At 32.7% G+C, this 20,554-nt stretch carries 19 protein-coding genes; 11 read left to right on the top strand and 8 right to left on the bottom strand.

The annotated features are described in order from the left end of the window. Positions 1–14: 14 nt before the first annotated feature. Positions 15–770, bottom strand: coding sequence for a C40 family peptidase (locus TX50_RS08140; protein ID WP_011133146.1), 756 nt, complete (start codon positions 768–770; stop codon positions 15–17). Between the two features lie 3 nt (positions 771–773). On the opposite strand from TX50_RS08140, the gene TX50_RS08135 reads away from it, so the two are divergent. Then, complete coding sequence (locus TX50_RS08135; RefSeq protein ID WP_011133145.1) at positions 774–1,673, top strand: serine hydrolase; 900 nt, start codon at positions 774–776, stop codon at positions 1,671–1,673. A 2-nt stretch (positions 1,674–1,675) separates the two neighbouring features. On the opposite strand, the gene TX50_RS08130 is transcribed toward TX50_RS08135, so the two are convergent. Together TX50_RS08130 and TX50_RS08125 are read right to left on the bottom strand one after the other, a co-directional pair. Then, positions 1,676–1,888, bottom strand: coding sequence for a hypothetical protein (locus TX50_RS08130; protein ID WP_036930687.1), 213 nt, complete (start codon positions 1,886–1,888; stop codon positions 1,676–1,678). 1 nt (position 1,889) lies between these two features. Beyond that, positions 1,890–2,576: a recombinase family protein gene (locus TX50_RS08125; protein ID WP_011133143.1), complete on the bottom strand. Its 687-nt coding sequence runs from the start codon at positions 2,574–2,576 to the stop codon at positions 1,890–1,892. Positions 2,577–2,875: 299 nt separating this feature from the next. On the opposite strand from TX50_RS08125, the gene lipA reads away from it, so the two are divergent. Continuing rightward, positions 2,876–3,769 carry a lipoyl synthase gene (gene lipA, locus TX50_RS08120; protein ID WP_011133142.1) on the top strand — a complete coding sequence of 298 codons (894 nt, stop codon included), beginning with the start codon at positions 2,876–2,878 and terminating at the stop codon, positions 3,767–3,769. A gap of 9 nt (positions 3,770–3,778) precedes the next feature. Here the strand turns inward: lipA and TX50_RS08115 are convergent, their stop codons facing one another. Together TX50_RS08115 and gltB are read right to left on the bottom strand one after the other, a co-directional pair. Continuing rightward, positions 3,779–4,072 carry a YciI family protein gene (locus TX50_RS08115; RefSeq protein WP_011133141.1) on the bottom strand — a complete coding sequence of 98 codons (294 nt, stop codon included), beginning with the start codon at positions 4,070–4,072 and terminating at the stop codon, positions 3,779–3,781. A 9-nt stretch (positions 4,073–4,081) separates the two neighbouring features. Beyond that, positions 4,082–8,647, bottom strand: coding sequence for a glutamate synthase large subunit (gltB, locus tag TX50_RS08110; RefSeq protein WP_011133140.1), 4,566 nt, complete (start codon positions 8,645–8,647; stop codon positions 4,082–4,084). Positions 8,648–8,841: 194 nt separating this feature from the next. Here gltB and rpsL point away from each other — a divergent pair, with 194 nt between their 5' ends. The 7 genes from rpsL to TX50_RS08075 all read left to right on the top strand — a co-directional run bounded on the left by rpsL (position 8,842) and on the right by TX50_RS08075 (position 15,217). After that, the gene (gene rpsL, locus TX50_RS08105) at positions 8,842–9,219 is read left to right on the top strand and encodes a 30S ribosomal protein S12 (RefSeq protein ID WP_011133139.1); all 378 of its coding nucleotides are present in this window, start codon (positions 8,842–8,844) and stop codon (positions 9,217–9,219) included. Positions 9,220–9,245: 26 nt separating this feature from the next. Next, a complete protein-coding gene (rpsG, locus tag TX50_RS08100) occupies positions 9,246–9,716 on the top strand; it encodes a 30S ribosomal protein S7 (protein ID WP_011133138.1) in 471 nt (156 codons plus the stop codon). 104 nt (positions 9,717–9,820) lie between these two features. Further along, complete coding sequence (fusA, locus tag TX50_RS08095; protein ID WP_011133137.1) at positions 9,821–11,896, top strand: elongation factor G; 2,076 nt, start codon at positions 9,821–9,823, stop codon at positions 11,894–11,896. Between the two features lie 43 nt (positions 11,897–11,939). Beyond that, positions 11,940–13,139 carry an elongation factor Tu gene (gene tuf, locus TX50_RS08090; protein ID WP_011133136.1) on the top strand — a complete coding sequence of 400 codons (1,200 nt, stop codon included), beginning with the start codon at positions 11,940–11,942 and terminating at the stop codon, positions 13,137–13,139. A gap of 109 nt (positions 13,140–13,248) precedes the next feature. After that, positions 13,249–13,569: a 30S ribosomal protein S10 gene (gene rpsJ, locus TX50_RS08085; RefSeq protein WP_011133135.1), complete on the top strand. Its 321-nt coding sequence runs from the start codon at positions 13,249–13,251 to the stop codon at positions 13,567–13,569. 55 nt (positions 13,570–13,624) lie between these two features. Further along, positions 13,625–14,281, top strand: coding sequence for an LON peptidase substrate-binding domain-containing protein (locus tag TX50_RS08080; protein ID WP_011133134.1), 657 nt, complete (start codon positions 13,625–13,627; stop codon positions 14,279–14,281). Further along, positions 14,282–15,217 carry a methyltransferase domain-containing protein gene (locus TX50_RS08075; protein WP_011133133.1) on the top strand — a complete coding sequence of 312 codons (936 nt, stop codon included), beginning with the start codon at positions 14,282–14,284 and terminating at the stop codon, positions 15,215–15,217. Here the strand turns inward: TX50_RS08075 and pheA are convergent, their stop codons facing one another. Further along, a complete protein-coding gene (gene pheA, locus TX50_RS08070; protein ID WP_011133132.1) occupies positions 15,218–16,063 on the bottom strand; it encodes a prephenate dehydratase in 846 nt (281 codons plus the stop codon). A 52-nt stretch (positions 16,064–16,115) separates the two neighbouring features. On the opposite strand from pheA, the gene TX50_RS08065 reads away from it, so the two are divergent. Next, the gene (locus tag TX50_RS08065) at positions 16,116–16,634 is read left to right on the top strand and encodes a DUF1997 domain-containing protein (protein ID WP_011133131.1); all 519 of its coding nucleotides are present in this window, start codon (positions 16,116–16,118) and stop codon (positions 16,632–16,634) included. Here TX50_RS08065 and TX50_RS08060 read toward each other — a convergent pair. Together TX50_RS08060 and TX50_RS08055 are read right to left on the bottom strand one after the other, a co-directional pair. Beyond that, positions 16,620–17,249 carry a ribonuclease HII gene (locus TX50_RS08060; protein ID WP_011133130.1) on the bottom strand — a complete coding sequence of 210 codons (630 nt, stop codon included), beginning with the start codon at positions 17,247–17,249 and terminating at the stop codon, positions 16,620–16,622. The genes TX50_RS08065 and TX50_RS08060 overlap by 15 nt on opposite strands. Then, positions 17,194–19,011: an Rne/Rng family ribonuclease gene (locus tag TX50_RS08055; protein ID WP_011133129.1), complete on the bottom strand. Its 1,818-nt coding sequence runs from the start codon at positions 19,009–19,011 to the stop codon at positions 17,194–17,196. The genes TX50_RS08060 and TX50_RS08055 overlap by 56 nt, the downstream gene beginning before the upstream one ends. A 298-nt stretch (positions 19,012–19,309) precedes the next feature. Between TX50_RS08055 and TX50_RS08050 the strand changes: the two genes are divergently transcribed. Continuing rightward, on the top strand, positions 19,310–20,536 hold the full coding sequence (locus TX50_RS08050; RefSeq protein ID WP_011133128.1) for an LL-diaminopimelate aminotransferase: 1,227 nt from the start codon (positions 19,310–19,312) through the stop codon (positions 20,534–20,536). Positions 20,537–20,554: the final 18 nt, after the last annotated feature.

The raw sequence follows: 20,554 nt of genomic DNA, 5'->3' as shown, positions 1-20,554 counted from the left end.
TTTTAAATAAAATATTACCTGATAGATTTATTCCATCTGTATGATCTAGTTATTCTTCCTGCAGAAATAAGTTTTGATTGATAATGTAGAGAAATTTTATCGTTAGTTTCTTTTAAAGTGTCTATTCCTATACCATTTCTTCCGTAATCTATACCCGAACTATGGTAATAAAGTCCATCCCCTTTATAAATACCAACATGATCACATTTATTTTGCTTTCCAAAAAATAAAATATCTCCTTTTTTAAGTGATTTATTATTTTCTTTAAAATTGAAAAGATGCTTACAAAAACTTTTAATTTGATAAGAATCTCTAGGTATATAAATTTTATGATTTAAAAAAGCGGTTTGAATCAAGCCAGAACAGTCAAAATTAGGACCTAATGTACCACCCCAAAGATATATATTTTTTTCCTTAGATCGATCTTTGATCCAACTAAGAATTAATGGAATTTTTGTTTGTATTAATATTTGTTCAGAATCGAGAATACTGTTTTTAACATCAAATTTCTCAATAAATAATTTATCTAAATCAATCCAACAGATATAACCATCTTCATAAAATTGAACTAATATTCTGGACAATTTATTTTTACTCTTATAAAGACTTGGATAAATAAGTCTAAAAAGTCTATTTTTGGCTATTTCCGTTACTAAATTATTTTCAGTTTCATTTTGATACCCAGAAATATTAATTTTTACTTTCCACCAAATAGTGTTTGAAAAATTAGTTTGCTTAAATAGTGAGGTAGGGTCTATATGTTCTTTCATAAAATGTCTTTTTATTATTTACGAGAAGAAATGGGTTTAGCCTTAAATGATATTTTAGACGGAATTTGCTCTAACAATATAGAAAATTTAAGAGATGATCTCGCAATAACTTGGATCAATTATAAAAGTGAAAACAATCAATTAAATAAAGGCTTTGGATGTGGAATCAATAATACAAAGCTCATTTATCCTGCAAGCATCGTAAAGCTAGTTTATGGTCTCGCTGCATACTCATGGATTGATACAAAAAAAATATTATTCACCCAAGAAATAAGTGATGCAGTAAATAAAATGCTTTTTTACTCAAGTAATGATGCAACAAGCTTTTTAATCGACATTATCACTGGGACTACAAGTGGTCCATGTATAGAAGGAGATTCTTGGGAGAATTGGAAATATCAAAGGTCAATAATCAATGATTGGTTAAAAGAGCTTAATTGGAGTGAATTAAATGAGATAAATTGCTGCCAAAAAACTTGGGATGATGGACCGTTTGGTCGAGAAAAGGAATTTTATGGAACTGAAAACAATAATAGGAATATGATGACAACTGATTCAACTGCAAGAATTTTGGAGGAGATAATGATAAAACTTGATTATCAAAAAGATAATTTAAATTTAAGAAGTTTTTTAAAAAGAAATTTAGATAAGAAAGTTCTTAATATGGATCCCCTTAATCAAGTAAACGGGTTTTTAGGAGAGGGATTACCAGAGAATACTAATTTTTGGAGTAAAGCAGGTTTGATGTCACAAGCTAGACATGATGCCGCTTGGTGGGTTAACAATGACTCATTACAGACTTTATTAGTTATTTTTGGGAATGGAGAGAAATACTTAAAAGATGAGACCATATTTCCCCAAATAGCTAAGGCTGTATACAAATATAATAATAATTTTGCTTGATATTAATTTAAGTCATCTAAGAAATCTCTATCTAATTTATTTGTATAGGCTTCGTAAGGTAACATCATAACCTCATCAAAATCCAAGTCATTCAGAATCCATTCTTTATATTCAGCGATTAAACTATTTCTATCTTTATTATCTAATTCATGAATGCGTAATGCAGTATCTTTAAGGTTTTCTTTAATCAGGTTTTCAAGTTCTTTTTTATTCATATCAGCTAGCTTCTCCATCTAAAATTATTCTTCTAATTGTTGATAAAGCAATTCCAGTTTGAGTTCTGATTGATCGATATGAGCAACCCTCATTACGTAACCTCATCACTAATGATTCTTTTAAAGGACTAATTTTCGGTCTTCCACCTAAATTATTTCCATTTAATCTTCTTTGCGAAATAAGTTCTTTTTTCCTCTCTCCCAAACACTCATTATCTAAATTATCTAACTCATATAAAATATTAAAGACTGACAAAGATATATCTGATGAATGTTTGGGAGATAAAAAACCAGATAAAGTTCTCAACCTAACATCATTATTCAAGAGTTTATGAATTGTTTTTATACATTCATTCCTGTTAGAAAATGCCCGATCTAGTTTTGTAACGACTAATTCATCTCCTTTTGATAAATAATTTACAGCTTTTCTAAGTTCGGGTTTTATTTCTTCATCTAAACTTACGATTTCAGAAAATATTAAGCTGCAACCCTCATTTTTTAAGCATTTTATTTGTTCTTTTAAGTAATCAAATTCACTATCTATAGCTCTTGCATATCCAATAATTTTGGATTTCTTATTTTTTTCAGATAAAAGAAAACGTTTTCTTTTAAATTTAATAGTCAACGTTTTAATACATATATTTTTAACTGTATCAAATACATAGGAAAAAAACACTTTATAGAACATAATTTTGTAATAATAATCTTATGTTAGTTATACAAAAAATTGATTATATTGTTTTAAAACTGTATTTAAAAAAACGTTCTGAATATTGTACTAGTTTATGTTATTAGAACGCTTTGTTTATTGCATAACTAGTTTTTGTGGGAAACTGTTTAAAAAAATGCCAAATTTTTTTCTAAAAGTGATTTTTAATTTTCTTCCTGATTTAATTAGAAATTTAATTTCTTTAGTGAAGTAAATAAAAATAGTAAAGTTAAATTATTTTGATTAAAATTAGAGATGATTGGTTTGAAATAATTAATTTGACTAATATTTCCAAAAATGCAGTTACGAAGCCTGACTGGTTAAGAGTAAAAGCACCTCAAGTTGAGAGAATAGGGAATACTGCAAATTTATTGAGTGATTTAAAATTAAATACTGTATGCCAAGAAGCAAGCTGTCCTAATATTGGCGAATGTTTTGCTAGCGGGACTGCAACTTTTTTAATTATGGGACCAGGTTGTACTAGAGCATGTCCATATTGTGATATTGATTTTGATAGATCCAAGAGAGATTTAGACCCAACAGAACCAGATCGTTTAGCAGAGGCTGTTTTTAGATTAAAACTTAAACATGTTGTGATTACCTCAGTTAATAGAGATGATCTAGATGATGGTGGAGCTTCTCAGTTTTATAAATGTGTTTCTGAAGTTAGAAAAAAATCTCCTGAAACAACTATTGAATTATTAATTCCAGATTTATGTGGTAACTGGTCAGCACTTGAAAAGATTTTAGATTCTAGACCAAATGTTTTAAATCATAATATTGAAACTGTCTCAGCTTTGTATAGGAAAGTAAGGCCACAAGGAAACTATCAAAGAACTTTAGAGTTACTAAAAAGAACAAGAGAATATTTCCCAAGTGTTTATACTAAATCTGGATTCATGTTGGGATTAGGAGAAAAGGATGATGAAGTTCTTACTCTTCTAATGGATTTAAGAAAAAATGATGTAGATATAGTTACTATTGGTCAATATTTATCTCCAGGCCCAAAACATCTTCAGGTCCAAAGATTTGTTACCCCTTCAAAATTTAATTATTTTAAATTATTTGGAGAAAATGAATTAGGGTTTATGCAAGTTGTCAGTTCTCCTTTAACTCGTAGTAGTTATCATGCTGAAGAGATTCAGAAACTCATGAAAAAGTTTCCAAGATAATTAAATTATCTATTTATTAATATTAATCCATTCATTTAATTTCCATTCGACAATATTATTTTTTATCATCGGATCTTTTTTTATAATTTCTAAGGCTTCTTTATACGTTCCAATTTCAAGAATTAGTAACCCACCAGCTCCTGATTGTTTGAATTCATCCACCAGAAACCCACTTTTGATATTTATTCCTTTTTTCTTTAAATTTTCTATCCATTTGATATGTTCATTGATTATTTTCTTTCTTATATCTTTTTGAATTAAGTATTCTTTTTTTATTAGTTCAGTCTTTATAAAAATAGGCATTCATTAACTTTATATACCAAGCGTTTCTTCTTCGCTAGGAGGAACAACTATTTTAAAAATTCCCTTAAAATTAGACCAATTATTGATTATTTTGGATGCTTTTAGACTCTTTGTTTTTTCTAGATATTCACCAAGAATTCCTAATAAAATTTCTTCCTGCTTAAGGCTAGTTATTTTATGGATACTAACTATTTCCTTATTCACTTTATTTTCTAAATCATTATTTTCATCAAGTATATAAGCTATTCCACCAGTCATTCCTGCTCCAATATTTCTTCCTGTTGAACCTAAAATTACTATCTTGCCACCAGTCATATATTCACAACAATGGTCGCCCGAACCTTCTGTGACTGCAGTAGCTCCACTATTTCTAACAGCAAATCTTTCTCCGGATTTACCTAAAGCAAATAACTTGCCTCCTGTTGCTCCATAAAGACAGGTATTACCCAATATTACTTGCTCTGAAGATTTCTCATCTACTTGGGGAGGAACAATAGTAAGTACACCTCCATTCATTCCTTTGCAAACATAATCATTAGCTTCTCCAATTAATTGGATATGCATTCCTTTTAATAAAAAAGCACCAAAACTCTGCCCTGCGTATCCTTTGAAATTGAGATTTAGTTCACCATTAAATCCATTATTTCCATAAAGCCCCGCAATTTCACCTGATATTTTTGCACATACACTTCTGTCAGTGTTCTTGATTTCTATTTCTTTAATTACTTTCCCATGATTCTTAATAGAATTCATGAATTCATTATCAGACAAAAATTGATCCTCTAATACATATCCATTAGTATGAGCAGTCTTAGAATGCTTTAACCATGACCTGTCTTTATATTGAGTCCCTTTTTTAATTAGAGAACTAAGATCGATATTTGCAGTTTTTGGAAGTTTAATATCTCTTGCTGTTAGAAATTCCTGATTGCCAATCAATTCCTCCATATTAGATACTCCAATGCTACTCATTATTTGTCTTATCTCTTCAGCAATATATAAGAAAAAGTTCACGACATTTTCAGGTAAACCTTTAAACCTTTTTCTTAATTCTTCTTTTTGAGTAGCTACACCTACAGGACATTTGTTTGTATGACAAACACGCGCCATTATGCAGCCTTCAGCAATCATTGCTACTGAACCAAAACCAAATTCTTCCGCACCTAAAATAGCTGCGATTACCACATCCCATCCTGTTTTAAGTCCGCCATCAGTTCTTAAAAGTACTCTCCCTCTAAGATTATTTTCCATAAGGGATTTATGTACTTCTGCAACGCCTAATTCCCACGGTAAACCAGCATGTTTAATAGAACTTAGAGGGGAAGCCCCTGTACCTCCATCATGCCCGGAAATTTGTATTACATCAGCATTCGCTTTGCTAACTCCAGCAGCGATAGTACCTATCCCAATTTCAGAAACGAGCTTTACACTGACCTTCGCTCTTGGATGAACTTGGTGCAAGTCATGAATTAACTGAGCCAAGTCTTCAATAGAGTAAATATCATGATGTGGGGGTGGAGATATTAAGGCTACTCCAGGTTTGCTGTTTCTTAGCTTTGCAATATATGAATCAACTTTTGGTCCTGGTAATTGGCCACCTTCGCCTGGCTTAGCTCCTTGAGCCATTTTTATTTCAAGTTGCTTCCCACTTCTTAGATATTCTGGAGTAACCCCAAATCTCCCAGAGGCTATTTGTTTAATAGCTGAGCAAGCAGTATCCCCATTTTCTAGGCCTTTTATAGATGGTAATATTGCCGATTGAGTATTTTCATCAATATCATTCAATACATTAAAACGAGCAGGATCTTCTCCTCCTTCCCCGCTATTACTTTTCCCACCAATTCTATTCATTGCAACGGCCAACACTTCATGAGCTTCTCTTGATAATGCTCCTAAACTCATTCCTCCAGTACAAAACCTTTTACATATTGATTCAACACTTTCAACCTCATCTATAGGGATACTTTTTCTTGTCGAGTTAATTGACAGTAAATCTCTTAATGAAGTGACAGGTCTATTTCGAATAAGTGTTTTATAAGTCTCAAAATGATCGTATCCTGGTCCTTGCTTTAGGGCAGAATGTAAAACCTTTGACATTTCAGGATTATTAGAGTGATATTCGCCATTATTTCTAAACTGAACAAATCCTAGAAACTCTAATTTTTTTAAATCTATTTCTGGAAAGGCTTTGGTATGAATTAAGAGTGATTCATTTGCAAGTTCTTTTAGTGTGATCCCTGCAATTCGACTTGTTGTTCCATCGAAAGCTATTTTAATTAAGTCAGAGCCAAGACCTACAGCTTCAAATATTTGAGCACCATGATAACTAGATAAAAGGGAAATCCCTATTTTTGAAAGTATTTTTCTTAATCCATCTTCTAAAGCTTTTTTGATATTTTCCTGAACATCATCAATTGATAGTGGATTGATTTTCTTAGTAGCAATAAGCTTTTGAGTTTTTGGATGTTGTAACCAATGTCTTCCAGATTCAAGTGTTAACCAAGGGCATACAGCGCTAACTCCATAACCAATTAAACATGCTAGGTGATGCGTGCTCCAACATTGACCAGTTTCAATTATTAGCGAGGCTTTTAATCTTATTTCTTTTTTAAGAAGATAGTGATGAATTGCACCTACAGCTAATAAAGGAGGAATAAAACTTTGTTTGGAACTGACTCCTTTGTCAGAAATGATTATTAAAGAGCAGCCTTCTTTTATTGCTTTCTCGCTTACTTTACAAATATCATCTAACTTTGCTTCAAATCCTTTTATTCTTTCCTCAATATCAAATAAACTTGAAATGGTTTTTGATTTAATTTCTGATTCTTTTAATGAAATTAATTCTTTTTCATTAATAATTGGACTTTTTAAATGAATAAAAGGCTTAATACCATTAAATTCGAAGGGAGAGCATCTTTCACCTAAATGCATCTCTAAACTCATTACTAATTTTTCTCTTAAAGGATCAATGGGAGGATTAGTAACTTGTGCAAATCTTTGTTTGAAGTAGTCGTATAAAATATGAGGTTTAGAAGAGAGCACTGCTAATGGTATATCGTCACCCATACAATATGTTGGCTCCTTAGAAAGAGAAGCCATTGAATCAAGAATGAGGTCATTGTCTTCTGAGGAAAAACCAAAAGCAGTTTGTTGTTGGAGTAATTCAAAATCTTTTAAATTACAAGTATTGGACCATTCATTATTTTTGAGTTTTATAGTTCTTTTCTGTATCAGTTTTTTATAATTTTTTCTTTTGGCAGCTTCTGCTTTAACTTCCCAATTTCTTAAAATTTTGTTCTGAGAAAGATCAACTGCGAGCATTTGGCCTGGCCCTAAACGTCCTTTTTCTATAACTCTATTTTCTTCAATATCCACTACCCCTGTCTCTGAACCCATAATCACAAAACCATCATTGGTAATTGAATATCTAGCAGGTCTTAATCCATTCCTATCAAGTGTCGCTCCAACATAGTTTCCATCTGCAAATACTAATAGAGCAGGACCGTCCCAAGCTTCTTGGAGAGTAGCAGAATATTCATAAAAAGCCTTAATATCTTCTCTGCTTTCAAGTTCTGGTTGATCTCGAAATGCTTCTGGAACAAGTTTCAATAAGGAATCAGTTATTGGTTTGCCTGAACGAATGTTAATTTCTAGTGTTGCGTCAAGATTTGATGAATCACTTTTGTTCTTATCAACTATTGGCTTAATATCACGAGACAACTCTCCCCAGTAATCATCAATATGTATTTCTGATGCTTTCGCCCAATTGATATTACCCAAAAGGGTATTAATTTCTCCATTATGACCTAAAAATCTCATTGGCTGAGCAAGAGGCCATTTTGGTAAGGTATTTGTGCTAAATCTTCGATGGTAAACAGAAAAAGAAACTTTAAAATCTTCTTTCTTTAAGTCTTCGTAAAATTCTGATAAAACTTCAGATCTAACCATACCTTTATAAACAACAGTTTTAGAACTAAGTGATGCGAAATAAAATTCGCATTCACCGATAGCATTTTTTGTATTATCTCTTATCCTTTTTTCAATTCTTTTTCTTAGTTGAAACAAGAGCATCTCAATATCTCTACTATCATCTTTTTCTAAGCAGACGATCCATTGGTTTATAAATGGTGCGTTTGCTTTTGCTAAAATTCCTAATGTTTCATTTTTAATAGGTACATTTCTCCAAAATGATTGTTTAAAATTTAATTCTTTAGCTTCTTCATCGCATATAAGTTTTGATTCTTTAACTTTTAATTCATTATTTGGCATAAAAATCATGCCTAAACCTCGTTTTTCGTAGCTTTCAGTATTTAAATTTAATTCTCTATCTAAAAATTCCCATGGAATTGAACATAAAATTCCTGCCCCATCACCAGAATCACTATCTCCTCCGCATCCTCCTCTATGCTCCATACAATTAAGACCTTTTAAAGATTGCTTCAATATCCAATTACTTTCTTTGCCATCAATATTTGCTATGAAACCAACACCACAAGCATCTTTCTCTCCAATAATTCCATTTGGAGAATAACTATCTTGATATGACTCGTTGCTTCTTTTGATACTCCCTCGCATAGATTATTTAACTATATAAGAAAATTTATTTATTTCTATTATAAAAATGAATTTCAAAATACAAAGCAAAAATAATGAAGAATTACTAAACAAATTAAAATTTTATTCATAAATCAAAAAAAATCAAAAATGCTTTAGATATGACTCGTAAAAGGTTATGATGTTTTGATATGTATTTTTATCTATTAATATAGATGCCGACCATTTCCCAATTAATTGGATCAGAAAGAAAACGTCTGACAAGAAAAACAAAATCTCCTGCACTTAAATCTTGTCCAGAGAGAAGAGGAGTATGTACAAGAGTTTATACATCTACTCCTAAGAAACCTAATTCTGCCTTAAGAAAAGTTGCCAGAGTTAGACTAACTTCTGGTTTTGAAGTTACCGCATATATTCCAGGTATCGGACATAATTTACAGGAACACTCTGTAGTCCTACTTAGGGGAGGAAGAGTTAAAGATCTGCCGGGGGTAAGATACCATATAATAAGAGGAACTTTAGATACTGCAGGAGTCAAAGATAGACGTCAATCCAGGTCTAAATATGGTGCAAAAGCCCCTAAAAATGATTAATTTTTTAACTTCAATTCTTTTCTAAAATGTCACGTCGTAATGCAGCAGTAAAAAGACCGGTTTTACCAGACCCCCAATTTAATAGTCGTCTTGCCTCAATGATGATTTCTAGATTGATGAAACATGGTAAAAAATCTACTGCACAAAAAATACTATCAGATGCTTTCTCTCTAATCAGTGAAAGAACAGGTGGAAATGCTGTGGAGTTATTTGAAACAGCCGTAAAGAATGCAACCCCATTGGTAGAGGTGAGAGCTAGAAGAGTTGGAGGTGCAACCTATCAAGTTCCTATGGAAGTTCGTCAAGAGAGAGGAACTGCTATGGCATTAAGATGGCTAGTTACCTTTTCAAGAGGAAGAAATGGAAAGAGTATGTCGCAAAAGTTAGCAGGTGAATTAATGGATGCAGCTAATGAAACTGGCAGCGCAGTTAAGAAGAGAGAGGATACTCATAAAATGGCAGAAGCTAATAAAGCTTTTGCTCACTACAGATACTAATTTCGACCCAAAATGGTCCTTATTTAGTTTATTATTAAACAAAAGTTTATTTGATTAAATAAACTGTTGCTATTTAGCAATTCATTCTATTTGGAGTTTTAACATTGGCACGCGACTTTCCCCTTGAACGAGTAAGGAATATAGGTATAGCCGCTCATATTGACGCTGGTAAAACAACTACTACTGAAAGAATACTTTTTTATTCAGGGGTTGTTCATAAAATCGGAGAAGTACATGATGGTGCTGCGGTAACAGATTGGATGGCTCAAGAAAGAGAAAGAGGAATTACTATCACAGCTGCTGCTATTTCTACTAGTTGGCAAGATCATAGAATTAATATTATTGATACTCCAGGACACGTTGACTTCACAATTGAAGTTGAAAGATCAATGAGAGTTTTAGATGGTGTTATAGCTGTGTTTTGTGCGGTAGGAGGAGTTCAGCCACAATCAGAGACTGTTTGGAGACAAGCTGATAGATACTCTGTTCCAAGAATGGTTTTCGTTAATAAGATGGATAGAACAGGCGCAGACTTCCTAAAGGTTAATCAACAAATTAAAGATCGTCTTAAAGCAAATGCTTTTCCTATTCAACTTCCAATAGGAGCTGAAGGTGATCTTTCAGGAATTATTGATTTAGTAAGTAACAAGGCTTATTTATACAAAAATGATTTAGGAACTGATATTGAAGAAGCTCCTATACCAGATGAGATGAAAGACGAGGCATTGGAATGGAGAAGCAAATTAATGGAAAGTGTCGCAGAAAATGATGAAGAATTAATTGAAATATTTTTGGATAAGGGAGAATTAACTGAAGATCAATTAAAAAAAGGGATTAGAGAAGGAGTTCTCAAACATGGTTTGGTTCCTGTTTTATGTGGATCAGCCTTTAAAAATAAAGGGGTTCAATTAGTTCTTGATGCAGTAGTTGATTATTTACCAGCTCCAATTGATGTAAAACCAATTCAAGGTGTTTTACCAAATGGTAAAGAAGATGTTAGACCTTCGGATGACAATGCTCCTTTCAGTGCACTTGCTTTCAAAGTCATGTCTGATCCTTATGGAAAACTAACTTTTGTAAGAATGTATTCTGGAGTGCTTTCTAAAGGAAGTTATGTTATGAATTCAACTAAGGATGCTAAAGAGAGAATTTCAAGGTTAGTCATCTTAAAAGCAGATGAAAGAGAAGAAGTTGATGAATTAAGAGCAGGAGATTTAGGTGCTGTATTGGGATTGAAGAATACAACAACAGGTGATACCTTGTGTAATACTGACGACCCAATAGTTCTAGAAACTTTATTTATCCCCGAACCTGTTATATCAGTTGCTGTAGAACCAAAAACTAAAGGAGATATGGAGAAACTTTCTAAGGCCTTACAAGCCTTGTCTGAAGAAGATCCAACCTTTAGGGTAAGTACAGATCAAGAGACTAATCAGACTGTAATAGCCGGCATGGGGGAACTACATCTTGAAATTCTTGTAGACAGAATGTTGAGAGAGTTTAAAGTTGAGGCAAATATAGGCGCCCCTCAGGTTTCTTATAGAGAAACAATTAGATCAAGTTCCAAGGGTGAAGGAAAATATGCAAGACAAACAGGAGGTAAAGGACAATATGGACACGTAGTTATTGAAATGGAACCTGCCGAAGTCGGCAAAGGGTTTGAATTTGTTAACAAAATCGTGGGTGGAACTGTGCCAAAAGAATATATTGGACCAGCCTCAAATGGAATGAAAGAAACCTGCGAATCAGGGGTTCTTGCCGGTTATCCGCTGATTGATGTAAAAGTAACACTAGTCGATGGTTCGTTCCACGATGTAGACTCATCTGAAATGGCCTTCAAAATTGCAGGTTCAATGGCTTTTAAAGATGGGGTTAAAAAATGCAATCCTGTCCTCTTAGAGCCTATGATGAAAGTCGAGGTCGAAAGTCCTGATGATTTTCTTGGATCTGTAATTGGTGATCTCTCTTCAAGGAGAGGTCAAGTCGAAGGACAATCTGTCGATGATGGATTGTCTAAAGTACAGGCCAAAGTGCCTTTAGCCGAAATGTTCGGTTATGCCACTCAACTCCGATCAATGACTCAAGGTCGGGGCATATTTTCAATGGAGTTCGCAAATTATGAGGAAGTTCCTCGTAACGTTGCTGAAGCTATCATTTCCAAGAATCAGGGCAACTCCTGATCTCTAAACTAAACACTCTTTAACCCTCGATTCTTTAATTCAAATGGCTCGCGAGAAGTTCGAAAGGAACAAACCACATGTCAACATAGGTACTATTGGCCACGTTGATCATGGAAAAACAACCCTGACTGCTGCTATTACTAATGTTTTAGCTAAAAAAGGTCAAGCACAAGCTCAAGACTATGGAGACATCGATGGTGCTCCAGAAGAAAGAGAGCGTGGTATTACAATTAATACTGCACACGTTGAATACGAAACAGCCGAAAGACATTATGCACACGTTGACTGTCCAGGTCACGCTGATTATGTGAAAAACATGATCACTGGTGCAGCTCAAATGGATGGTGCAATTTTAGTTTGTGCAGCAACAGATGGTCCTATGGCTCAAACAAAAGAACACATTCTTTTAGCAAAACAAGTTGGAGTTCCTGCTTTGGTTGTTGCTTTGAATAAATGTGACATGGTAGATGATGAAGAAATCATTGAACTTGTTGAAATGGAAATCAGAGAACTTCTTGATAGTTATGATTTCCCTGGTGATGATATACCCATCGTTCAAGTTTCAGGTCTAAAAGCTTTAGAAGGAGATTCTACTTGGGAATCTAAAATTGAAGAATTAATGACTGCCGTTGATGCTAGTATTCCTGAACCTGAGAGAGAAATCGACAAGCCATTTTTGATGGCAGTTGAAGATGTATTTTCTATCACAGGTAGAGGAACAGTTGCCACTGGAAGAATAGAGAGAGGAAAAGTCAAAGTAGGGGAAGAAGTTGAAATAGTTGGAATAAGAGATACAAGATTGACCACTGTCACGGGTGTTGAAATGTTCCGTAAACTTCTTGATGAAGGTATGGCTGGAGATAATGTTGGACTACTTTTACGTGGTGTTCAGAAAGAAGATATTGAAAGAGGTATGGTTCTTGTTAAAAAAGGTTCGATTACTCCTCATACAAAATTTGAAGGAGAAGTTTATGTCCTTAAGAAAGAAGAGGGTGGTAGACATACACCTTTCTTTGCTGGTTACAGACCACAATTTTATATAAGAACAACAGATGTAACTGGACAAATCACTGCATTCACAGCTGATGATGGAGCCAATGTTGAGATGGTAATGCCAGGTGACAGGATAAAAATGACTGGAGAATTAATTTGTCCAGTTGCAATTGAACAAGGTATGCGCTTTGCTATTCGCGAAGGAGGTCGTACTATTGGAGCTGGTGTTGTTTCTAAAATTATTGAATAATTTTCTTTGATTTTATAAAGTTAACCTTTGATAATCTAAAATAGTTAAATACAGAGATATGGGTTATTGCTTATCAATAACCCCTCTATAAAGATATTAATTTAAACTTATGACAGCTTCACTTACTCAACAAAAAATACGTATCAGATTAAAAGCCTTCGATAGAAGAATGCTTGATTTATCTTGTGACAAAATAATTCAAACGGCAGATACAACCGCTGCTTCAGCTATCGGACCTATTCCATTACCAACTAAAAGAAAAATTTATTGCGTTTTAAGATCGCCTCATGTTGATAAAGATTCTAGAGAGCATTTCGAGACCAGAACTCATAGAAGAATAATTGATATTTATAGTCCTTCTGCTAAAACTATAGATGCCTTAATGAAATTGGATCTTCCTAGTGGTGTAGACATAGAAGTTAAATTATAAGAAATCCCGAATAGAACTTTAATTCACTAAAATATAATAAACATTTGAGGTTTAAATGGGAGAGCTTTCAGTAAGGGAATTACCATTGTTCCCTCTCCCAGAAGTTGTTCTTTTCCCACAAGAAGTCTTGCCACTACACATCTTTGAGTCGAGATACAGAATTATGCTTAAATCTGTACTTGAATCAGATTCAATGTTTGGAGTTATTAAATGGGATCCCAATAAAAAGAGTATGGCTAACGTTGGCTGTTGTGCTCAGATAATTAAACATCAAACGGCCGAAGATGGTAGAAGTAATATAATCACTTTGGGACAGCAAAGATTTCAAGTTCTTGAAATTGTACGTTCTACACCTTATTGTTCAGCAATGGTAAGTTGGATTACTGACGAAAATATTGATAGTTTTCAAAGTTTAGATCTTTTAAGAGATTCAGTCACTGAAGCCTTAAATGATGTAGTTAAATTAACTGGTAAATTAACTAATTCTCAGAAAGTTCTTCCTGAAAAGTTACCTGAGAATCCTATGGAACTTTCTTTTTGGATCGGTGCTCATCTGGGAGGGCCAGTAGCTGAAGAGCAGCAAAAACTTTTAGAGGAGAGGAACACACATACTCGTTTACAAAGAGAGTTTGAAATGTTAGATCATACTAGAAAACAATTAGCAGCTAGAACAGCTCTAAAAGAGAGTTTTCCTGATATCAAAGAAAACTAAATGTCCATTTTTTTAATATCTTCACTTGTTATATTTTTAACTTTATTATTTTCTTCTCTAATACTTTGGAGAATTAATACTAGAAAATATATTTCTTCGAGAACTGTAGCTACAGCATATGATTCCTGGACTCAAGATAAATTACTAGAAAGATTATGGGGAGAACATATACATCTAGGTTTCTATCCTCTAAATAAAAATATTGATTTTAGAGAGGCTAAAGTTCAATTTGTACATGAGTTAGTAAGTTGGAGTGGTTTAGATAAATTACCAAGAGGTTCTAGGATTTTAGATGTCGGTTGCGGAATAGGTGGAAGTTCTAGAATTCTCGCCAATTATTATGGATTTAATGTCACTGGAATAACTATTAGTCCAGCTCAAGTAAAAAGAGCAAAAGAACTTACTCCTTATGAATGTAAATGCAACTTCAAAGTTATGGATGCTTTGGATTTGAAATTTGAAGAGGGAATATTTGATGGTGTTTGGAGTGTTGAGGCAGGAGCCCATATGAATAATAAAACTAAATTTGCAGATCAAATGTTAAGAACTTTAAGACCTGGAGGATATTTAGCATTGGCTGATTGGAATTCAAGAGATTTACAAAAGCAACCCCCATCCATGATTGAAAAAATAATCTTAAAACAATTACTTGAACAGTGGGTACATCCTAAATTTATTAGTATCAATGAATTCAGTAGTATTCTTATAAATAACAAAAATAGTTCAGGTCAAGTTATATCCTCTAATTGGAATTCTTTTACAAATCCCTCTTGGTTTGATTCAATATTTGAAGGAATGAGAAGACCTAATTCAATTTTATCCCTTGGTCCAGGAGCAATTATAAAGTCTATCAGAGAGATACCTACAATACTTTTAATGGATTGGGCCTTTAAAAAAGGTTTAATGGAATTTGGAGTTTATAAATGTAGAGGTTAATTAGTCTAAATTAATCTTTTCTGATAAATAACATCCAAAGTCGATCAAATGTTTACATAAGGGTTGTATTTTTTTCTTTAATTTATTAAATGCTTCAATATTAGTTTTTGTATTTATTTCAACATCAACATAGATTATGTATTCTCCTAATTCTCTCTTTGAAGGTCTAGATTCTATTTTACTCATATTGAATCCAAATTCTGCAATATAATTTAAAGCTTCTAGTAAAGCACCAGGATTATTTGAGAGTAATGAGAAGGCAAAGCTTGCAATATTGGCTTTATCTACAATATATTCTTTACTCAACAATACAAATCTTGTACAATTACCTGGGACATCATTAATAGGAAATGCTAATTCTTGAAGTCCTTCTATTTCAATAAGAGATTTCGAACCAATAGCAGCTCTAAATGAGCTTCCTTTAACCATATTCACAGCTTCTGATGTAGATTTTGTTGCTAAAGTAATAGCTTCTGGAAGGTTCTCAGATAGCCATTCTGAGCATTGAGCTAAAGCTTGCGGATGAGATAAAACCTCAGATATCTCTGAAATCTTGCCATCACTAATTAATGCATGATTTATTGGCAAAACAATTGCTTTATTTATATTAATATCAGAAAATTTCCAAAGCGCGTCTAAAGTCGTTGTCACTCCTCCTTCAACAGAATTCTCAATGGGCACTATTGCTGCATCACAATTGTTGTAGGCTATTGATTTAATAACCGAATACAGCCCGTTACATGGTACAAATAAAGGTGACTTAAAATTAGCAAGCTTTGATAAAATATGAGCTGCTTTTTCAGCGTATGTCCCTTTAGGGCCTAAATATGCAACTTGTTTGCTCATGGTAAATTGTAATAAAAAAAGAGATCAAATAAGCATTGGAGGTATATAGAAAATGCTTTTAGCTTTTGATGCAAAACAGAAACTTAAACTTTCTGTTACGAGGAATAAAGAATATCTTTCTAAATATCTTTTGGAGGAAGAAAGAGTTGTTGGAGCAATGCTAGACCCAAAGAAATTAGAGCCTGGAGGGGAAGGAATGTATAAGTATACTGTAACAAGTTTCAAGGTTTTTCAATTAGATGTTAAACCTGTTGTATCAATTGCAGTTGAGAATAATAAGGGTGTTTTAAAAATGAGTGCACTTGATAGTACATTAGATGGTTTAGGCATGGTTGAAGACTTTAATTTAATTTTGAAAGCAAATTTGGAGGCAACTGATTTTGGTTTAGAAGGTGAAGCCTTACTCGGAGTTTCAGTAAGTCAACCGCCTCTTTTGAAACTTTTGCCAAAGAAAATTTTAGAATCTACAGGTCATTCAGTATTGAATGGAATTTTATTAGGAATAAAATCTAGAGTTCAACAACAATTAATAAAAGATTTTGTAAATTGGTGTGAATTAAATCAGATTTAACTTATTCAAGAAACTTTTTCTATGGAGATTCGTTAGTCCATGTTTTTTAAGACTTGAAAAATGTTGTTTGGTACCATATCCTTTATTTTTAAATATGAAATATCCAGGATATTTGCTTTCTAATCTTTCCATCAAAGAGTCACGCATTACTTTAGCAATTATGCTTGCAGTAGCTATTGAAATAAATTTAGAATCACCTGAAATAATATTTCTTTGATTACCCTCCCAAAGTCTTAATGTTAATGGGCCGTCAATTAATAATTCAGATGGCATATGTTTTAACTTTTTAACTGCTCTAATCATGGAAAGTTCAGTTGCATGTCTTATCCCCAACAAATCTATTTCTCTTACTGAAGACTGCCCTAAAGCGTAATCTGATGATAATGCAATAATTTTAGGAAAAAAATCTTTTCTTTTTTTTGGAGTTAATTTTTTACTATCATTAACCCCTAATTTCTTGAGAGTTAATCCACTTTTCTTAGAAAGAACTACAGCAACAGAAAATACAGGTCCGAAAACCGAACCACGACCGACTTCGTCAATACCTATCTCAGAATCTTTATTCAATATTTGCAGATGATCTTCTTCTTTTTCTTCTTGAATTATCCATTTCATCTGTTGTTTCTATTACCTCGTTCTCATTTGTTACTTTTGGCAATTTTTTGTCGGGATTCACTTCTTTAGAGTAATCTGCTTCAACCTCTTCTTTTGAATCAAAAGTTGAGGTTATTTTATTTGTATTCTTACTTGTAACTTTATTATTTGTTTTTACATTTTGCTCGGAATCATCTTTTTCCTTGTTCTTAACATCTTCCAAACGTACTAAGTGATTACTACTTAGATATTCCTTTCCTAATTTAATTAATGGATTAATACCCAATTGGCTGTAAACAATTTTTTCATCATTACTAAGCTCAACCGTGATTACTTTCTTTTCACTACGATTGTTTGTATTAGGTAATTCATTATCATTCCCCCTTTTATTGGAATGATCATCGTCTTTAATGGTGTTTTTGGTTTTAGTTAACTCTTCCCCAATGATCGTTTCCTGATTTTCAATTAATTGAATGGGAGTTGAATCTGAGATTTTGGTATCATTAATTTTACTGGATTTTTTTGCATTTTGATTAGTTTTTAAAGAAATATTTTTATAATTTGGTAATTTTTCTTTATGCCCTAATCCATTGCAGTTATTGCATTTAGTACTAAACAATTCATATATATTTTGACCTTGTCTTTTTCTTGTTAATTCAACTAAACCTAACTCAGTTAATTGAGCTATTTGTGGCCTTGCTGAATCATCTTTAATGGCTAAAGTAAAATGTTCAAGTAACTGAAATTGATCTCTTCGAGATTCCATATCTATAAAATCTATAACTAAAACTCCCCCAATATTTCTTAATTTCATTTGTCTAGAAATTTCTATAGCTGCTTCACAATTCGTCCATAAAACAGTTTGTCTTGAATTAGCTGATCTTGTGAAAGATCCAGAATTAACGTCAATTACTGTCAATGCTTCAGTAGGTTCAATAATTATGTAACCTCCTGAAGGTAAATCTACTCTTGGCTGAAGCGCCTTTTGAATAGTTTTATTAATTTGGTATTTTTCTAAAATATGCTCATTTATTTCATTATTGTGAAAAACAAGATCCAAATTAGAGTCATTATTAACTAAAAAGTCTTTTGCTTTTTCGAGAGCGATTTTATTATCAATTACAATTTTACTAGTTGATGATTTGATGTAATCTCTTAAAATTTTTAATGAAAAATTCTCATCTCTACTTATTAAATTTGGTGGATGATTATTCTCTGAATTTTTTAATACTTGATCCCATTGTTGAATTAAATGTTCTAAATCTTCAATAAGAAATTCTTCTTTGATTTGTTCTGCTTCAGTTCGAAATAATAATCCTGTGCTAGGCGGTTTAATTAAAACTCCAAGAGCTCTTAAACGACTTCTTTCAGTCTCAGTATTTATCTTTCTAGAAATATTGACTCCTTGTCCATATGGTTGCAGTATCAAATATTTACCAGGTAACGAGATATTACCTGTAAGTCTAGGTCCTTTATTTCCAGTAGGTTCTTTCATTACTTGCACGAGAACTTTTTGTTTTGGTTCAAGAAGTTCAGTAATTCCTACAACACCTTTTTTTAATCTTAATGGACCTAGATCTGATACATGAATAAAGCCATTTTTTTCACTTTCTCCAATATCTATAAAGGCAGCATCAATACCTGGTAGGACATTTTCAACAGTTCCTAAAAAAATATCCCCGATTTGATATTGACCTTGTGCGACGATTAATTCATCAACTTGATCATCTGTGAGTAGTGCTGCAATACGCGCCTGCTCAGCTATTACAATTTGCTGAGACATAAAAATTTTAAAGTATGTTTTGAATTTTTGAAAATCGATAAAAAGTAAATAATTACATATTTAATTTTTCGCTAGCAATTTCTTGAAAGCTTAAGTTATTAGATTTTTAAAATAATTAGTAGCAGTTTGACTTGCTAAGTGTTTTAGTTTTAGACGACTTTCAAACGATTTGAAATTGATTAAATAGCTATGATTGTTTCTTTAATTAAATCATAACCACCTTTATATTAACATCTAATTCCCGGTTAAGTACATTGTCCATTATTCTTATATAGGTTAAGTTTAGAAATTTTTTAAAGTGGTTAAAGTTAACGAAAATTATTTAAAACTCAAAGCAGGATATTTATTTCCTGAAATTTCAAAAAGAGTTAACAACTATACTCAAGCCAATAGCAGTTCGAAAGTCATTAAGCTTGGAATAGGCGATGTGACGGAGCCGCTACCTAAAGCTTGTGTTAAAGCTATGGGCGAAGCATTAAATGAAATGGGAACAAATAACGGATTTAAAGGTTACGGCCCAGAGCAAGGATATGGATGGCTTAGGGAAAAAATTTCTGTAAATGATTTTATTTCAAGAGGGTGTCAAATCTCATCGGAAGAAATATTTGTTTCTGATGGTTCAAAATGCGATAGTAGCAATATTTTAGATATTCTTGGGAGTGATAATTTAATTGCCGTAACCGATCCGGTTTATCCTGTTTATGTCGATACTAATGTGATGACTGGGAGAACAGGAGAAACACTTCAAAATGGTACTTATCAAGGATTAGTATATTTAGCTATTAATGAAGAAAATAAGTTTCAACCTGAAATCCCAAAAAAGAAAGTTGATATTGTTTATCTTTGTTTTCCAAATAATCCAACTGGGGCAACAATTACTAAACAAGAATTGAAAAAATGGGTTGATTATGCCATAGAAAACAAGTCTTTGATTCTTTTCGATGCAGCTTATGAAGCTTTTATTCAAGACAAAAATATTCCTCATTCAATATATGAGATTGAGGGGGCAAAAAATTGTGCTATCGAATTTAGATCTTTCTCAAAAAATGCAGGATTTACTGGAGTTAGATGCGCTTATACAGTAATACCAAAAAATCTATCAGGACAAAATTCAAAAGGGGATAAAATTGATTTATGGTCATTATGGAATAGGCGTCAATGTACTAAATTTAATGGAGTAAGCTATATCGTACAAAGAGGAGCTGAGGCGGTATATTCTTCGCAAGGTAAAAAAGAGGTTAATTCTCTGATTGACTTTTATATGAAAAATGCAGAAATTATGCAAAATAAGCTCAGAAGTGCAGGTTTTAAAGTTTATGGAGGTGATAATGCACCATATGTTTGGATAAAAGTACCAGATAGAATGACTTCTTGGGACTTTTTTGATTATTTACTTGAAAAAGCTGATGTCGTAGGTACACCAGGAAGTGGATTTGGATTGGCGGGTGAGGGCTATTTTCGATTATCTGCTTTCAATTCAAGAATGAATGTTAATAATGCAATGGAACGAATAATTAATATATAATGATTAATAGATTTTCTT

The sequence above is a fragment of the Prochlorococcus marinus subsp. pastoris str. CCMP1986 genome, assembly GCF_000011465.1.
GTDB classification, from domain to species: domain Bacteria; phylum Cyanobacteriota; class Cyanobacteriia; order PCC-6307; family Cyanobiaceae; genus Prochlorococcus_A; species Prochlorococcus_A pastoris.
This window is presented reverse-complemented; position numbering and strand designations above follow the sequence as displayed.

Excerpts from the sequence above, each read along its gene's own strand:
- TX50_RS08140 (WP_011133146.1), bottom strand. The coding sequence starts at position 770 with ATGAAAGAACATATAGACCCTACCTCACTATTTAAGCAAACTAATTTT.
- TX50_RS08135 (WP_011133145.1), top strand. The coding sequence starts at position 774 with ATGTCTTTTTATTATTTACGAGAAGAAATGGGTTTAGCCTTAAATGAT.
- TX50_RS08130 (WP_036930687.1), bottom strand. The coding sequence starts at position 1,888 with ATGAATAAAAAAGAACTTGAAAACCTGATTAAAGAAAACCTTAAAGAT.
- TX50_RS08125 (WP_011133143.1), bottom strand. The coding sequence starts at position 2,576 with ATGTTCTATAAAGTGTTTTTTTCCTATGTATTTGATACAGTTAAAAAT.
- TX50_RS08115 (WP_011133141.1), bottom strand. The coding sequence starts at position 4,072 with ATGCCTATTTTTATAAAGACTGAACTAATAAAAAAAGAATACTTAATT.
- gltB (WP_011133140.1), bottom strand. The coding sequence starts at position 8,647 with ATGCGAGGGAGTATCAAAAGAAGCAACGAGTCATATCAAGATAGTTAT.
- rpsL (WP_011133139.1), top strand. The coding sequence starts at position 8,842 with ATGCCGACCATTTCCCAATTAATTGGATCAGAAAGAAAACGTCTGACA.
- rpsG (WP_011133138.1), top strand. The coding sequence starts at position 9,246 with ATGTCACGTCGTAATGCAGCAGTAAAAAGACCGGTTTTACCAGACCCC.
- tuf (WP_011133136.1), top strand. The coding sequence starts at position 11,940 with ATGGCTCGCGAGAAGTTCGAAAGGAACAAACCACATGTCAACATAGGT.
- rpsJ (WP_011133135.1), top strand. The coding sequence starts at position 13,249 with ATGACAGCTTCACTTACTCAACAAAAAATACGTATCAGATTAAAAGCC.
- TX50_RS08080 (WP_011133134.1), top strand. The coding sequence starts at position 13,625 with ATGGGAGAGCTTTCAGTAAGGGAATTACCATTGTTCCCTCTCCCAGAA.
- TX50_RS08075 (WP_011133133.1), top strand. The coding sequence starts at position 14,282 with ATGTCCATTTTTTTAATATCTTCACTTGTTATATTTTTAACTTTATTA.
- pheA (WP_011133132.1), bottom strand. The coding sequence starts at position 16,063 with ATGAGCAAACAAGTTGCATATTTAGGCCCTAAAGGGACATACGCTGAA.
- TX50_RS08065 (WP_011133131.1), top strand. The coding sequence starts at position 16,116 with ATGCTTTTAGCTTTTGATGCAAAACAGAAACTTAAACTTTCTGTTACG.
- TX50_RS08060 (WP_011133130.1), bottom strand. The coding sequence starts at position 17,249 with ATGAAATGGATAATTCAAGAAGAAAAAGAAGAAGATCATCTGCAAATA.
- TX50_RS08055 (WP_011133129.1), bottom strand. The coding sequence starts at position 19,011 with ATGTCTCAGCAAATTGTAATAGCTGAGCAGGCGCGTATTGCAGCACTA.